10 protein-coding genes are annotated in these 16,432 nt (G+C 36.5%); 2 read left to right on the top strand and 8 right to left on the bottom strand.

Translation table 11 applies throughout. The annotated features are described in order from the left end of the window. Positions 1 to 225: 225 nt before the first annotated feature. The 4 genes from MKY08_RS02790 to MKY08_RS02775 form a co-directional block, all read right to left on the bottom strand. Positions 226 to 1,764 carry a lipid II flippase MurJ gene (locus MKY08_RS02790; protein WP_069510699.1) on the bottom strand — a complete coding sequence of 513 codons (1,539 nt, stop codon included), beginning with the start codon at positions 1,762 to 1,764 and terminating at the stop codon, positions 226 to 228. Continuing rightward, positions 1,761 to 2,861 (bottom strand): glycosyltransferase, encoded by a 1,101-nt coding sequence (locus MKY08_RS02785; protein ID WP_069510702.1) that lies wholly within the window; start codon positions 2,859 to 2,861, stop codon positions 1,761 to 1,763. The genes MKY08_RS02790 and MKY08_RS02785 overlap by 4 nt, the downstream gene beginning before the upstream one ends. Beyond that, the gene (locus MKY08_RS02780) at positions 2,858 to 4,003 is read right to left on the bottom strand and encodes a polysaccharide pyruvyl transferase family protein (protein ID WP_069510704.1); all 1,146 of its coding nucleotides are present in this window, start codon (positions 4,001 to 4,003) and stop codon (positions 2,858 to 2,860) included. Before MKY08_RS02780 ends, MKY08_RS02785 begins: the two co-directional genes overlap by 4 nt. Positions 4,004 to 4,210: 207 nt before the next feature. Beyond that, positions 4,211 to 6,475, bottom strand: coding sequence for an S-layer homology domain-containing protein (locus MKY08_RS02775; protein WP_069510706.1), 2,265 nt, complete (start codon positions 6,473 to 6,475; stop codon positions 4,211 to 4,213). Positions 6,476 to 6,709: 234 nt separating this feature from the next. On the opposite strand from MKY08_RS02775, the gene MKY08_RS02770 reads away from it, so the two are divergent. Continuing rightward, positions 6,710 to 8,605, top strand: coding sequence for an S-layer homology domain-containing protein (locus tag MKY08_RS02770; protein ID WP_069510708.1), 1,896 nt, complete (start codon positions 6,710 to 6,712; stop codon positions 8,603 to 8,605). Positions 8,606 to 8,833: 228 nt separating this feature from the next. On the opposite strand, the gene MKY08_RS02765 is transcribed toward MKY08_RS02770, so the two are convergent. Continuing rightward, on the bottom strand, positions 8,834 to 10,114 hold the full coding sequence (locus MKY08_RS02765; RefSeq protein ID WP_069510709.1) for a hypothetical protein: 1,281 nt from the start codon (positions 10,112 to 10,114) through the stop codon (positions 8,834 to 8,836). Positions 10,115 to 10,386: 272 nt separating this feature from the next. Between MKY08_RS02765 and MKY08_RS02760 the strand changes: the two genes are divergently transcribed. Continuing rightward, positions 10,387 to 12,315, top strand: a complete 1,929-nt coding sequence (locus tag MKY08_RS02760; RefSeq protein WP_069510711.1) for an S-layer homology domain-containing protein — start codon at positions 10,387 to 10,389, stop codon at positions 12,313 to 12,315. A 90-nt stretch (positions 12,316 to 12,405) separates the two neighbouring features. On the opposite strand, the gene MKY08_RS02755 is transcribed toward MKY08_RS02760, so the two are convergent. The 3 genes from MKY08_RS02755 to MKY08_RS02745 form a co-directional block, all read right to left on the bottom strand. Next, complete coding sequence (locus MKY08_RS02755; protein ID WP_256093145.1) at positions 12,406 to 14,304, bottom strand: N-acetylmuramoyl-L-alanine amidase; 1,899 nt, start codon at positions 14,302 to 14,304, stop codon at positions 12,406 to 12,408. Positions 14,305 to 14,547: 243 nt separating this feature from the next. Next, positions 14,548 to 15,492, bottom strand: a complete 945-nt coding sequence (locus MKY08_RS02750; protein ID WP_069510715.1) for a C40 family peptidase — start codon at positions 15,490 to 15,492, stop codon at positions 14,548 to 14,550. Between the two features lie 398 nt (positions 15,493 to 15,890). Then, entirely contained in the window at positions 15,891 to 16,355 is a 465-nt protein-coding gene (locus MKY08_RS02745) for a hypothetical protein (RefSeq protein WP_069510717.1), read from the bottom strand. Positions 16,356 to 16,432 lie beyond the last annotated feature (77 nt).

The following is a 16,432-nucleotide window of genomic DNA, read 5'->3' as shown; positions in this document are numbered from 1 at the left end:
TTTCACTATCTGAATAATGTTAATTATAATATAATTCCAAAAATTACACTATGCATATTCAACAAAATATGATGTTTGGTACTTTTCTAATCTATTGAAAAGCATTGTAATAAGCTAAAAGCATTATCTTAACAAAAATAAACTTTTGCTTTAAAAAATACAAAAAGCATGCTGGAAGTACTACTTCCAACATGCATTTCGCGCATTTTATTTTAACCATAATGCTTATTGTTTTAATAACTTCTTTTTCAGTTTATCCGTAAATTCTTTTACTTCTTTGATGCCAAATACTAAGTAAGAACCTACAAAGACAGCAATAAAGATAGCTAGACCTACAATAAACGTTAACCACTTATATTCAAATACTAAATAATGGCTTGAGTAATACATAACTACAGCAATGACTATCATTGGTGGCACAGCTCTGAAAAATTGTAACTCTTTGCTAAAGATGCCCATCTTCAAGTCATATTTAGGTATTGCATAAAAAATTAGCATCATAAAGTTTGTAATGGAACTTATTAATGTGCCCCATGCAATTGCCTCAGCGCCGTAATTTTCAACCATCAACATAATAACAGCAATATTGACACCAAATACATTAATTAAACTAAATATAACGGGCGCCATGGAGTCACCCTTTGCGTAGTAAAAACGTGTAATATACGTATTCGCCGCTAAGAAATACATGGACAACACGAATATTGCTAAAACAGGTGCTGTAATGGCGGTCGAGTAAGCATCGAATTTACCATACTGGAATATCACCTGAATCAGGTTTTCAGCGTAAAAGTAAGAATATATTGTTACTGGTACAAGTAGCAAAAGTAGATAGTGTAGCCCTTTAGAATAAAGGCTCTTGATTGACACAAGGTCATTGTTGGCTTCTTTTTGACTCAAAATTGGATAAATTACTGTTGTCACAGCTGTAATTAATATAGCCTGCGGGAATTGCATCAGCTTGGAAGAATAGTTAACTGCCGCAACTGCCCCCTCTGAAAGCATACCAGCAAAAACACGCTGTAATAAGGCGTACAGTTGAATCGTCGCTCCTCCGAGCATTATTGGTAACACCATAATCCATAATTGCTTCGAAGAAACATTTCGCTCCAAAGAAAAACCAACTTTATGGGAATCTAATTTGCGATAACCGATTATTAAGAAATACACCATTATCGCCGCACTAGCTAAAGCACTAATACCATATCCAAGTGGCCCGATTCCTGGAATATAAGATAATCCAACAGCAATGACTAGGAAAATCGCGTTGTAAATTAAAATGGCAAAGCTTGATAAGTGAAATTTTTCGTTTACATTCAGTAAACCACTATACCAAGATGATAAAACAAGTAAGATAGATGATGGCATCATCCAAAAGTACAAGTTTTTCAATAAGTCTAAATCACTTTGACTATAATCATCCTTATTTTTACCTTGGTTGAACATATCCATAATTGGATTGGTAAATGCTAATAAAATAATCGTCATAATAGACACAGTCAACAGTACAATCGTAAAGGACTGTTTTACAAATAATGCTCGGTCTGTTGTTTCCCGATTATAAATTGAGATAACGGCTGTCGTAAAAGCGCCACCAACTACTAAATATAAAAAATTTGGAATGGTGTAAGCTGTGAAAATACTATCAGCGATATGGGAACTCCCATATTGAAATCCGATAATCATTTCACGTAAAAAGCCGAAAACACGGGCAACGATATTAATAATCGCTACTGCCCCTACAATTTTAATAAATTTATTCATAAGTCATCCCTACCTTTAATGGCCGACTTATAAATGTCTATACATCTAGCTGTAATATTTTTTTCATCGTGAATAGCTAATATTTCATTAACCGCTTCACGATTCATATATTGATCCTTCGGCGTGTTCACTGCACGCAGCATCTCCTCAGATAAAGCCATAGCGTTCCCAGGCTCCACTAAATGCCCTGCTCCTTCACCAAGTAGCGATACAAGCCCACCTACTTTAGAAGCGATGACAGGCGTATCTGTTGCTAGTGCCTCTAATGCTACAAGACCAAAACCTTCTAAATGTGATGGTAACACAAAGACATCACTTGCCTGGAACCACTTTACGAGTTCTTGTTGTTTTAGTGGGTCTATAAATTTGACGTCTTCACTGAAGAATGGTTGCAAGGATTGGAAAAAACTTTCATCTCTTCTAGATCCTATAATTTTCAGCTCGATAGGTCGCTCCACTTTTGTTTTTAACATTTGGAATGCCTGCAAAAGTTCCTCAACGCCTTTTTGCTTAATGACGTTGCCTACAAAAAGAAAAATAAATGGGTCTTTCGCTAATTGCAATTGTTGACGTACTTCAGCTTGGCTCCCCTTTGAAAATACATGTCGATTGACACCCATACTAACAACAGAGATTTTGTCAGGTGCTATATCAAAGTCTTGCTCGATTTGTTTTGCTAACACGGGACCTACTGCAATAACATGGTCACTTTCACGTAAAATGCTCGCTGTCCAATTGCGAATTCTCGCATTTTTCTTTGCCATACGTTCGATGTCTCCACCATGAGCAGTAACAATGTAAGGTATACCAAACATTTTCTTTAAAAGTAACGATAACATCCCTGAAGGAAACACGTAGTGTGCATGTGTTACATCGATTGATTTTCGATATTTCAAACCCTTCATTAATGTAGAAAATCCCCATTTAGCATATTTGACAATCGTGTTTTTCTTGCCTGTAGCTGGGTTTGTATTCACTGCTATTTCAACGTCTAGTCCAGCTTTTTCAAGCGCTGTCACTTGGTTTTTCACAAAAATACCGAATGATAAATGATCAGATGAAGGATACATATTACTAATGACGAGTATTTTTTTCATAGACGTGTCACTGCCTTTTTCATTAATTCCTGACCATACATGGCCTCTTTATGAATATGTGTAGCAATTTGTTTCGTCTCTGCAATTGACTGTTCCCAATTGCTACTTAGTTTGCCAACTAATTTAGAAAGAGCTTTCTCATCATCTTCTATATCCTGCATCTGTAAGCATCGATCTGATGCGCCGACAAAGGACATAAAATCTTGCACCTTTGTATGATAGGATACAGCAATAATGGGAGTCTCTGAATTGGTCGCCAATATTAGCGAGTGTAAACGCGTACCAATTATAATATCTTGCTCGCCTGTTACTTCAAGTAAACGTTCAGGCACAAGATTTTCCTCAATTATTTCTGTATGAGCACGATGTTGCATTTTTTTCTGAATATCTTTTGTCACGGTAACATCTTGCGGAAACTTTGTTGCAAAAAATGTAATGTGAACGTTTTGCTCAGAAATGACTTGATCTAAATTTTTCGCCATACCTGTTACATATGCATCGTATTTTGCTACATTTCCTTCTGGCCAATAGTTTGCATTATAGTACGGAACGGCTGAAACACCAATTTTTATTGGCTTTTCAGCGTAATCTTTGCGATCCCCTTTTAACGTAAATGCAGGGTCACCAATGACTTCTATCGGTTTTTTGACCCCAATACTTTGTAAAAGTTTTTTAGACTGAGGATCACGCACAGAGATATTTGCTGCATAACGACACATAACACGGATACTAATTTTTCCTGAAAATGTATCTAGTGGTCCTGCACCACATCCGTAAATAATGTAGGGAATATTATTTTGTTTTGCCATCATTGCATATGTTCCATAAAGATGGGCCTCACGCTTATAAAAATCCATTAAAATACCACCACCACCAATAATGAGGAGGTCAAAGTTTGCTACATATTGTTTGTTATTTTTATACGTATGGATAAACGTTTTATATAAGTTGCCCTTTTTATAATACAATGGATAGCTATGTACCCCATAACGCGCGGATGTTTGTTGTGTGTTATTACTAAAAACGGTAATGTCGTCACTCGTTACCGAAAATGTTTGTTTTACTTGTTGAAGAATGCCGTATAATATTGATTCATCACCATTATTATCATTGCCGTAATTCCCCACAATGCCTATTTTCATTAAAAAACATCCTTTTACTTTTTAATACAGAGATTATACCACAATTGCACTTATTCGTTCTTTTTAAAAATAGTAAAAAAAAAGGGGAGCCCCGAATTTCAACGAGATTCCCCCCTTTTCTAGCACCTTATGACAATACTAAATCCTATAAAACAGCAAAAAAGTACTACTTTATGTTTACTTCTGCTAGTCATCTATTGCTAACTTTTACTTATGAATTGCTCTATAAAGGAACAAACCGAAATGCGCTCGGCTAATCGCTTCATTTGGTTTAAAAATGTTACCATCATAGCCTGTCGTAATATTGTTAGCTGCTAGTTGTTGTACAAATGTATACGCCCAATGATCTTTTGGAACATCCTTAAAGGCAATACCACTTGTTCCATTTAATTGATATGCAATTGCAACAATTTTCGCCATTTGTGCTCGTGTTAATGTTGCATTCGGGTCAAAAGTATTGTTTTCGCGACCACTCATAATGCCCGCTTCCACAACAGCTGCAATTTCTTTAAAGTAAATGTGATTTGCCGGTATATCTTTGAAGTTTGGATTTTTCACATTTTTTGTATTTAACCCTAATGCACGGCTAATAATGACAGCTGCATGTGCACGTGTCAGTTTGTCATTCGGTCTAAATGTTCCATCAGCCTGTCCCGTAATAATATTTTGAGACGTTAAATATTCAATCTCTTTAAAGTATACGTAATTATTTGGAATATCTTTAAACAGCGCTGGCTTCGCTACAGTAACCGTAGCAACTTGACTCTTCGTACCTAAAGTTGCAATGACCTTACCTGTTGTACCAGGATTTTGTGCGGTAAACTTACCATCGCTTGTAATGGTACCAATATTGCCTTCCACGGACCATTTTACTTGAGATGGATTATAAACAATCGGCTTACCTGCATCATCTTTTGCATCGATTGTAAAATTCACAGATTCTCCTGCTCCAACTGTTTTAGAGCTTGGCGTAACATTCATTGTTGTAGGAGCATCTACTACTTTGACTTGGAATGATTGCACCGCAGCGCCATCATAGCCGATGTAAATACGTTCTTCACCAGCTTGTGTTGCTGTATAGTTTAAACCATTAATCTGTAATGTTTGGTTTTGCGAAGCTAACGTTACATGACCATCTAGTGGTAGTGTCGTAAAGTTATCATCTAAAACGTATTGTACTGCGACACTCGATGAAGCACCTACTAACAATGTTGCATAGTTTGTACTATTCGTAAATTTAATGTGTGTCGCCTTGCCATTTGGCGCCGTACTTACCGCTTGTAGTGTGGCAGATACGAGACGTTGTGTATTCCCTGAATTAGAAGGTAAATTCGCTAAAACAACATTATTACTGCCGTAGTTTCGAATTCCCATCGTTGTTGAACCACCGCCATCTAAATTAAGGGCTCTATCAACCCCAAGCGCCACTAAATAATTAGCAAGTTGCACCATATTCATGCCCTTACTATGGCTTTGACGTCCGTCTACTGTAATGAAATGTACAGTTTGTCCATTATTACTTGTAGCAACTACTGTACGTGGAGCAACTTCTTTTGCACGTGAACTTGTTGTGCTCATCATAATATAAGGTTTGCCATCCTTTACTAGATAAGGACCGCTAGCCAAGATAAATTGTGCATTTTGCCAAAGTTGGTCAATTGAAAAATTAACGCTCATTTCATCGCCAACCGCTACATGGCTTAACTTTTTGTGCCAATCGCCACCCTGTAAAGATACAACGAAGCCAGTAGATGGAATCGTTAATTTATCTTTTGATCCATAAGGCTTAATTTGTGTGACTTTACCAGTTAACGTTTGACCAAATGTATTTTCTGTAATCGGCGAACCTGTGTCTACTACCATTTCAAAACCGAATTCATTTGTATCTGTTGTTTTACTATAAAACTGTGGTGTGTAAATAATCGCTTCATTTATATTACGAATACGATTTAACCCTGACATTTCATATTTCGTGCCATTATGGGCTAGTGTGACGTCAAAATCAAAATAATCAATGACCCCACGACCATCCGAATTCATACCAAAAGCCGTTGGAACGTTCATATATTGGTCAGAACCGTTTGAAACTGCACCACCATTTAAAATAACATTATTTTTAGCTAGTAAAAATAATGGATAGCCTTCAGACATATTATAAAAACTTGCATTAATAGCACCAACTACTCGATTTCCCTCACGAGAATGACGATTCGCATTTGCTACTGTCGATTCTTTTCCATTGACTGCTGCGGGCATTCCTAATTGTACTTCTGTCGTTGCATCACCAACATTAATCGTTAAGTGATTAATAGAGTTTGTATAGGTATTGCTGTATGTATATTGTTTATACTGCACACCTTTTGAAAGTGGGTAATCCTTCTTTACTGTTTGAAATGCATAGGCATTTAGCGGACTAACAACAATCGACATCATTACAACTAAAATCAGTAAAATTTTTGCTATTCTTTTCATTTTTCGCGCTCCTCATGAAATGTAGAGCCCTCACCTTCCCTTCTATGTTTTTCTTCTATAAGATTATCAAAAATATGCCAAAATAGCTATGGAACATTTAAGCTATTTTCCAGTTTCATATAATTGGTAAAAAAACTGTTTATATTGACGCATTTTATGATAATACGCATATTTAACCTTATCTCAACTCTCTAACTTTGGTAAAATGATGTTAATGTTTAGGAGGTTAAAAATATGAAAAAACTATCAATTATTGCATTGCTTATGACAATAGTTAGCTTGCTCTTTTGGCAACCCCAATTAGCATCTGCTGATGAACTTTCAGGGCATGCACACGAAAAGGGTCTTCGTTATTTAATTTCAAAAAATGCTATAGTAACGGATGCTAATGGCAGTTACCGCCCTAATGACAATGTTACACGCGGAGAATTTGCTTCGTATTTAGCAAAGGTCATGAAGCTTGAAGCGAATAACGGCATGGTATTTACCGATGTACCTGATACATATGTGTATGCAACCGATATTCAGCTTGCTGCTACAGCTGGCATTATAACTGGCTACATAGATGGGTCATTTAAGCCTGATGCTGCCATTTCAAGACAACATATGGCCATTATGTTGGAGAGAGCTATTAATTATTTAAAAATTCCTAAAGGTACTTCATCCATTACATTTAAGGATAATGCTTCTATTATTAAAGACTACCGTTCTGCTGTAGCAACAGGTGCACAGTTAGGCATCATCATTGGTTCTGATGGTTACTTTATGCCCGAAAAAAATGCAACAATTGGACAAGCCGCAACGTTCATTCAACGTTTGATGTTACTAGCTGGTGATGGGGCTGCAGACGTCTCAACGTATGCGATTAAGGAAATTTCAAATGGTACACTAGTCGGCAATCAAGGCTTTTCAAGTTATGATGCTGCTGAAAAAGCAATTACAAAAAATACACAAGTGATTGTCCAAAAAGATAAAATTGTGAAAATGTCCTCCGGCTATGTTGTTACGAATAATTATGTTGCACTTTATTCTGAAACGATTAAAGATCAAATCGCTGTTGCAGGTAATACAGAGATGGAATATATCAGCAGTGATGCCACGCAAGTAAAAGTGAGATTAGCAGGTCAGGTTGGCTATTTAAAACAAGCAGATGTCACGTTAATTCCTTTTTCCCTAAGTAAAGGACGCGCTTACTACTCCGTCGAAAATGGTGAAATTAAACATACACTATACGATTACAAAACAAATAAATATTCTTCAAGCTATGTTTACGGAAAAGCACCTGCCTTCATGAAACAAGGTGAAAAATACTATAGCTGGAATGGCATTTATTTCACCAATGGAAACGGTTCTTCGAAAGGTGAAGCTTATAACTATTATCAATTTTTACCTGCACGCGCAACAACGCAATATACAGCAGAAGAAATTGATGCTTACATTTTGAATAAGCTTGCTGAGATTGAAAGTACAGGTATTACGCTTTATAAAGATGCTACAACAAAAAGTAAGCTACTCGGTTTAGGAAAGACGTTAAAAGAAGTTGAAGCAAACTCAAAAATTAATGCCATGCTAATATTAGCACTTGCGCAACATGAAAGTGCTTATGGTATGAGTGACCATGCACAAAACTTAAACAACCTATTTGGTTTATATGTTTATGACACAAACCCACTTAACAAAAAATTCGATAGCGTCGCTGCTAACATTAACGAACTTGTTGAGAAGTTTTTACAACCAAACTATATAACGCCAGGTGGTTCTCCAGGTAGAAACTACGCAAATGGTGCAGTAGTTGGTTCAAAGGCACTTGGCTTTAACGTAAAATATGCCTCAGATCCATTTTGGGGTGCAAAAATTGCTGGCCACTACTACCGTGCTGAAAAAGCATTAGGCTTCAAAGATGCAAATAATCCATATAAAATTGGCTTAACAACTACTGCAGGCTTAAATGTTCGTTTAGAGACTTCAACTAGCAATAGTCCACTCTTCACATATGCGCGCAGTGGTATGCCAGTTATCATCGTTAACACGGACATCAATGGCTGGCATGAAGTGCTACCTGATAAGCTTCATTCAGGCACAGCTTACATTAGTAAAGATTATATTAAACTTATAGATACAGTGAAATAAGAAATAGCGCCAATCCAATAACTAAATTGGATGGCGCTTTTTTATAATTTTATCGGTGTGGGTGTGATTCACCCGCGATTTTTTGTGTGTTACCCGCGGAATGCACATGTTTACCCGCGATTTTTTGTGACTTACCCGCGAAATATAGCTGTTTACCCGCGAATCACACACGTTTACCCGCGATTACAAAAACAAAAGGGCTGCCTAAAATAGGACAGCCCTTCATTATTAATATTTAAGTTTTCTTTGCTCAGTTTTAATAATTGCCGATGCAATGACGACGAAACCTAACATTAAAATAAAGATTAAATCAAGTAATCCAGTGTGCATAGACACGGTAAACAATGTAATAACAAATGCGTAAGCTACTGAGTGGAAACTACGAATGCCACCTTGTTTCACTTTATTATAGATTAAAGAAATTAGCACACCGTACAATAAGAAACCAATTGCCACAAGCGCATATCCACCATCTAGGAATAGCTGTCCAATAAAGGTTGGTGTTGTCGTTCTTGTAGGTCGTGTAATAAATTTACCTTCTTCCACACTTAAAGAGTTAACAACCTCTGTCACCTTCATACGTGGTGAAATTTGCTCACCAGGAAGAATTGTATTAAAGATACCTTTATGAATTTGACCGTTTAAATAGCCTTCTTCTTGTGTGTACTCAATAATTTTACTTAAAACGATATGACCTGTTACACTTTCACCATTTAATGAACGCATCCATTTTGGCGTTAAGTTTACTTTTTGCTCAACTGTTAACAGTTTTTCTTTTTCTGTCTCTGTCAGTTCTACATCTGGTTGATCGCGATTATTAAACTCTTTCGTAGTATCTTCTGTCACTACGCGTAAGAAACCGAACATTGAGAATGCTACACCAATAACAAATAATGCTGTTAGGAACCATGTTAATTTTACACGTTTCACAACATAGTGGAAAATAATAATTCCAGTAAATAGCATAATAATTAAAGGCGTACGATAGCCCATTAATAGGAATAGGAACATCACAACAGCAAAGATTGAACCGTAAACTATTGCCTTCTTCCACGTCATATTCTTTTCTAAAATCATTTTGTAAGATAATAACAGTAAAATTCCGTACCATAATAACTGACTAAAGAAATTTAGTTTTGGATCAAGATTACGACGATTGGATTCATCAGAAATTCCTAAACCACCACCAAAAATCATCATTAAATAAGAAGCTAATCCGATTAATGTTAATAACACAACAAAGTGAATCACATATTTTCCTAAGAACGATAGCCCAAATGTTGGGATTGTCCACTGTAATCTATCGATAATATATACACCAAGGTAATAGCAAACAAGCGCAACTAATACTGCTGGTAAAATGGATACACGAACATTAAATAATTCAAATCGATGAAAATCAAATAGACTGGTAAAGAAATATAGCACTAATATAAAAGGTAAAAAGAAATACGGTGAAAACGTATCAATCTTATTGACCTTTGTGAAAACTTGCTTCAGTTTATTCATACATGTAATACATCTAAAAAGATGTTATTGCCCTCCTCTATCATGAATCAATAGTTGTTATCACTATTATATTCTTTAGTTTTCCCTACAAAAACAAAGGTTATTATATCATAAATACGGTTAGACTTATAGAAAGGATTGAATTGATTTTACATAAAAAAGCTCAAAAATTTCATTTTTAACTAATTCTCTACGAATCAGTTAATATTTAGGTGTATGATGAAATTTAGTAATACCATTTTGAGAAAAATAAAAGCAAGGATGTGGATTTATTGAAGAAATGTGTTATTTGCTTCATCGCTGTCTGTGCTTGTTTGCTTGTTGCAATGCTATCACCGACAAAAGCCCAAGCTACAACACAAAAAATCGGCATTGTTTTCTCTGAAAGTAGTGAGAAATATGCCAACACTACACACCCTGGTGGTACATATGAGGGACGAACAGTATCTCCAAAGGTCGACTATAGCTCAACGTATAACAAAGAACTTAAAGCATACCTTTTATATCAGCAACAAGGCTTCCATGTAGAGAAAATTTTCGAAAAGGACTTAAATAACCTAGAAAACTTAAGTCAATATGATGCAATCGTCTTTCCGTATACGGTCATGATGAATCATCAACAACGCGAAAATATCAAAATATACGTTCGAAATGGTGGCGGTGCTATTTTTGCATTCCAAACAGCACGTAATGAATCAGCAAAATTTCCGAAGGCTGGTCAAATGGATCTTTCTCCATTAATCTATGATGTCGACTCATGGGTCATGGAATGGGATAACTTATCAGAAGTTTTCAATGCACGCTTTATCGACGATATTGTGCTAGGTAACGCGACCATTAGCAATGCAAATTCAGTTCACCCAATTATCCAAAACGCCACAAAAGAGCTCGGTAAAAGCACGCTTAGTCTGACAAAATCGGATAAAGAGTGGGTTGAAATTATAAAACCTTGGCAAGGTAGCTCCGCTTCACCGATTTTATATTTCTCGAATTACAACTATACCGATAAGCCACAAACGATGAAGAAAAATGAATTTGGTGCAGCTCATGCTATTGAATATGGCAAAGGAAGAGTTGTACAAATCGGCTTCAAAATTTTCGATTATATGACGATTAATGTGAAAGCAGACTGGCAAGACAATGAAAACGGTGCTGCTTACTCGACCACACGGGGCGACACAGATGCTCAAGTATTTATGAAGCACGCTTTACATTGGGTTGCCGAAGATCACGATGGATATGTGCCACGTCGCTATAATCTTTCTCTATTTTCTGACGGTGTGCAAAGTTATGTAGCGCCATCTGGTCAATTTGTTTTTTACTCTACAGTAACAGTTAAAAACAACGGTAATGTGCCTGCTCGTGGTACGTTAAAAGTAGAAATTGTTGATGCGAACGACCATATTGTCGGGAAGGGGCACGATCGTTACATACCAGGTCTAGCCGCAGATGCGACAACATCGAACGCTGACCGGAAAGATATTAGTACCCACTCGGAAAAATATCAAATCTTGATGCCTGGAAATTTAGCCGCTGGAACGTATACGATACGCACTTCCTTCATTGAAGGTCGTGATGATCGTAAAAATGCAGACGAAAAATTTGCAACTATTGCAGAAATTAAAACGCTCACACGCACAAAAGGTTCCAATAAGGCCTCTATTGGCATCGCTCCCTTCTTCCAAGATGTACCAGCATCAAGTGGTGCTTACAATGATATTAAAAACTTACATGCACTTGGTGTGGTAAAAGGCAGTAATGGCAAATTTAATCCCCAAGGCACATTAACACGCTTGCAAGCTACCGAAATGGTGTTACGTGCACTAGGAATTTCACCTTTAAGTTCAGCAACATTGAACGCCAGTGATATCAAAGTAGGTGATTATGGCTATGCAGTACTAGCTACAGGCGTTCGTTACGGGATTATTACTTTAGAAGATGGTAAAATCAACGCGCACCAGCCAATGACACGTGCTGCTATGGCACATGCACTTGTTAAAGGCTTTAAGTTACAAGGCTATTCTAGTAAATCTTTTTCTGACGTTCCTGCATCTCATATCTATTTTAAAGATATTCAAGCGCTCTATGCGTTAAATATAACAACAGGCTATGCAGATCAAACATTTAGGCCAAACAATACAGTATCCCGTCAAAACTTTGCTCAATTTGTTAATCGTACATTACACGCAAATGCGAAATAGATTGTGACGATGATCAATCTACTATCGCCAGCTAAATCCAAATAAAAAAGAGCTACACAGTTCATATGTTGAACAATGTAGCTCTTTTTATTATTGTTTTGCGTAATATTGATAAATACCTTTATAAATCGCTTCAGCAAATAACTCAACATATTGATCATCTGTCATTTTGCCTCGATCTTCACTATTCGTTAGGAAGCCTAGTTCAACTAGAATCGATGGAATTAACATGTTACGAATAACATAGTATTGTTGTTCTTTCACGCCACGATTTTTCATGTTTAAGTTATTCACAATTTGGTTATTTACAAAAGTAGCTAAATCAATATCTTCTTGAAACATATCTCCTGTTGTCACAGCATAATATGTTTCAGTACCTTGTGCAGAGGTGCTAGATGCTGAGTTTACATGAATACTAACAAAGATTTCGCCATAGTTTGCATCTGTAAAGTCAACGCGATCTTGCAGTGATGGGTACGTATCACCTGTACGTGTCATTGACACTTTTGCTCCAGCTGCTTCCAGCTTTTGTCGTACAAGTGTCCCAACTTTTAACGTAATCGCCTTTTCCGAATTGGAGCCTACAACAGCGCCCGGATCTTTACCACCGTGACCAGGGTCAAGAATGATAATACGATTTTTAAGTGGATTGCCATTTTGGTTTAATAGTTTTAAATACGATTTATGCACGTAGCCTTTTTGACCATCAAAAGTGATTTCAGCCCAATAGCCATTAATACTGTTGACATGCACATAATCGCCCTTGCTTAATTTACCTAATACCGTTGAAGTAGAGTTCGCTTCTTTACGAACATTTAAACTATCAACAGTTGTACGACCTAGTAAATCTCCTCCTGTTACAGGTGGAGGCGTTGGATCTGGTTTTGAAGGCTGTTCTACTTCTACCTCCTCTGTGCTATTTGCAACAACATAACCTGGCAAGCCATTAACGACTGTTAAATGGTAGCCATTAACCGTTTTGTAGACAGGCAGTTTAACATTGCTATTAACTGTTGAAATGATTTTAGAAGAGGAAGTTGGCTTCACATAAAGATTAATACCTTGTGTTGTCTTTACTTCTTTTTGAATTTTTCCTAATACATTACCATCCGCATCTAAGAACTGAGCGTATGTTTTATAAATATAAGCAAAAGCGCCTTTATATGTTACTTTCAACCAGTCTCCTTCAATTGCATAGACTGATAGTTTTCCGCCTTTATTGACTGTGCCTACAATGTTTGTACTAGAAGTTGAATCTTTTGATTTACGAATATTCAAGCCATCTGTTGTCACTTGAACTAAACCAATAACTTGTGATGTATCAGGAACAGCTACACCTTTTACAGGAAGCTCTAAACGATATTTTTCACTTTTAGCACGCGCAACAAATAATGCAAATTGTGCACGTGTTACCGAGCTATTTGGATTATAGTTTTGGCCGCTTCCTTTTGTAATACCATTATAGTAAATCGCATTAACGTATTGAACGTAAGGATTTGTAATCGCTACATCCACAAAAGGAGAATCCATATTTTCGTATTCACTTGCATCCAATTTAAATGCTTTTGTTAATACATAACTCATTTCATCACGAGTTAAAGGCTTGTTCGGTAAAAATTGACCAGTTGTGTTTGTTTTAAAGTATCCTAATTGGATAGCACGTTCAACATAACCTGAAAGCTCTGTACCAACTGTTACATCTGAAAAAGTGGACTTGCTAACCGTTAGTGGTTTATTACCTGAAGCCACAACTGCCATCTTGGCAACTTGTCCACGTGTTACCGTATTATTTGGTTTATAATACGTTTTACCTTTTTCTGTATACCCTTTAATAACACCTAAACTAACTAAATAATTGATCTCTTCATAAGCTTCATGCTTTGGTGTAACATCTTCAAAACCACCACTTGCATTTGCACTATGTATCGTAAACATAGAAGCTGAAATGAATAAGACGCATAATATAAGACTGATTTTTTTAAAGTACAATGTCTTATTTCCTCCCTTCATGTTTCGTGTTCTCGTGTTCATTTTAACAAAAATCCACATGCAAAACTATCATAGAATGTAACTATTCGACATTTTTTTGTTATCACCTCATTTCACAAAGATTCATAAAAAGAAGAGAGCCTGCATGTGCAAACTCTCCTCCATTTATACGTTATTTAAAAGAACTTCCATGCAATGCCTTACTCCAAACGTAGCCCTTGTCCGAAGCAAAGTAGAAATTGATTATTTATTCACTTGCTTAGCACGCTCAATAAATGCTTCTAATTGAGAAATTTTTAACATTTCATCATAACCGAAGTTACCATTATCTTTACCTGCTGTAATACCGTTAGATGCGATAATTGAAATATATTCTGTTGCCCAATAGTTTTCAGGAACATCTGCAAATGTCACAACATCACCTTGATGCTCAAGACCAAAAGCAACTACTAAAACTTTTGCAATTTGTGCACGAGTCATCGGAGAAGATGGATTAAATTTGCCGTTATCATCACCAGAAAAAATACCTAATTTCGCTACAGCAGCAATTGCCCCAGCATGTGCATAAGTAGGTTTTACGTCTGCAAATGACGTATTTTTATCAGATGTATCTAAGTTAAGAGCTTTTGCAATTTGAACAGCAACTTCAGCACGTGAAGCATATACTGTAAAATCAATTGCAGCTTCTTTTACTTCCGCTGCTGCTACTTTCGTTACTTCAGCTTGTTGTTCAGTATCAAATTGTGCTACGCGTTTTGCGCCAACATAACGTGAGCTCCAGTAATATGGATCGTTTACATCAGAATAGCTTACACCTTTACCTGTTTGAGAGTGAATCATTTTACCGTCACCTATGTATATCGCTACATGTGAGATACCACTACCACTCGTGTTAAAGAACAGTAAATCGCCAACTTGAAGATCACTCTTCGCTACTGCAGTGCCTTGTTGATATTGTGAGCTTGAAGTACGATTTAATTTGATGCCTAAATCACTGAAGACTTTAGAAGTAAAGCCTGAGCAATCTAATCCGCTAGTAGTTGTACCGCCATAAGCGTAAGGAATACCTAAATATTTCGAAGCTGTTTCAGTGACCTCATCTGTAGTCGCCGCTTCAGCGTTATCTATTTGAATTGTTGAAAATAACATAAAAGATGCAAAAATCGGTAATAACCATTTTTTCTTCATAAGTTTGTTATGCCCCTCTCAAAGAACTTTTTTGCCTATACATAGACTATCACAAATGATGGTACTTTAATTTTTCAATTGTGTAACGGTTTTGAAAGTAAAAAAAACGTTGATATACCAACGTTTCGTGGTTTATCAACGCTAAAATATGGGTATTAATTAATGGGTATTCCGGATTTTTGTAACATTCCTGTAATATAAGCCACGCTTTGTTACAATAGACAATGACGAAAATTGCCGATAAAAACTCACGAATTGCTCGTAAAACAAGCGATATCGCCGATAAAGGCCCATGAATCGCCCGTAAACCCTCCGAAAGTGGTCAATACATTCATATCAAAAAAGTGTTAGATTGAGCGTTCAATCTAACACTTTTTTCTTTAAGCATTCTAACTGACTTATTCAATACTAACATTCCCTACATATTGTGCACTGCCTGCTGTACTGCTAAATTTAACTTCCAAAACATAGCTTCCTTTGTCGGTTGGGAATTGAAATTCTCTGAAATCATCAAATTCCAGTTCAATTGGCTCGTCATCTTTTAACAGAAAAGCTGACACTTGTGCATCAGTCCAAATATCTCCACCGTTTTTTTCGTTCTCCTCAAAATCCAATGATGTCTTTTGACCTGGTAAGACCTTTATTTCATCCAATGACGATGCGTATTTTTTAATATCTTCGATGGACTTCTGTACATCTTCACTTGCTGTCTTCCAACTGATATTTGCTTCTGTTAATTGAACAGAGGAATGATCCAAATTCAAATGAGCAGTTGGCACTCCAACATCATAGTCTTCACCAATACAGCCTGTTAGCATAAAAGCAAAAAGCAATCCAATCAATAAATTTACAAATACTTTCATCTCACACCTCATTATTTTAGTTTAGGCTACATTGTCAATATTAGCGCTTTGACTTGCTAGTGTAACTAAACTGTATA

It is taken from the genome of Lysinibacillus sp. FSL M8-0337 (assembly GCF_038593855.1).
Classification (GTDB): Bacteria; Bacillota; Bacilli; order Bacillales_A; family Planococcaceae; genus Lysinibacillus; species Lysinibacillus sphaericus_D.
The sequence above is the reverse complement of the archived record's forward strand: the minus strand, read 5'-3'. Positions and strand labels throughout refer to the sequence as shown.

What these genes read in the sequence shown, in the direction of transcription:
- MKY08_RS02790 (WP_069510699.1), bottom strand. Translation starts at nt 1,764, where the DNA reads ATGAATAAATTTATTAAAATTGTAGGGGCAGTAGCGATTATTAATATC.
- MKY08_RS02785 (WP_069510702.1), bottom strand. Translation starts at nt 2,861, where the DNA reads ATGAAAAAAATACTCGTCATTAGTAATATGTATCCTTCATCTGATCAT.
- MKY08_RS02780 (WP_069510704.1), bottom strand. Translation starts at nt 4,003, where the DNA reads ATGAAAATAGGCATTGTGGGGAATTACGGCAATGATAATAATGGTGAT.
- MKY08_RS02775 (WP_069510706.1), bottom strand. Translation starts at nt 6,475, where the DNA reads ATGAAAAGAATAGCAAAAATTTTACTGATTTTAGTTGTAATGATGTCG.
- MKY08_RS02770 (WP_069510708.1), top strand. Translation starts at nt 6,710, where the DNA reads ATGAAAAAACTATCAATTATTGCATTGCTTATGACAATAGTTAGCTTG.
- MKY08_RS02765 (WP_069510709.1), bottom strand. Translation starts at nt 10,114, where the DNA reads ATGAATAAACTGAAGCAAGTTTTCACAAAGGTCAATAAGATTGATACG.
- MKY08_RS02750 (WP_069510715.1), bottom strand. Translation starts at nt 15,492, where the DNA reads ATGAAGAAAAAATGGTTATTACCGATTTTTGCATCTTTTATGTTATTT.
- MKY08_RS02745 (WP_069510717.1), bottom strand. Translation starts at nt 16,355, where the DNA reads ATGAAAGTATTTGTAAATTTATTGATTGGATTGCTTTTTGCTTTTATG.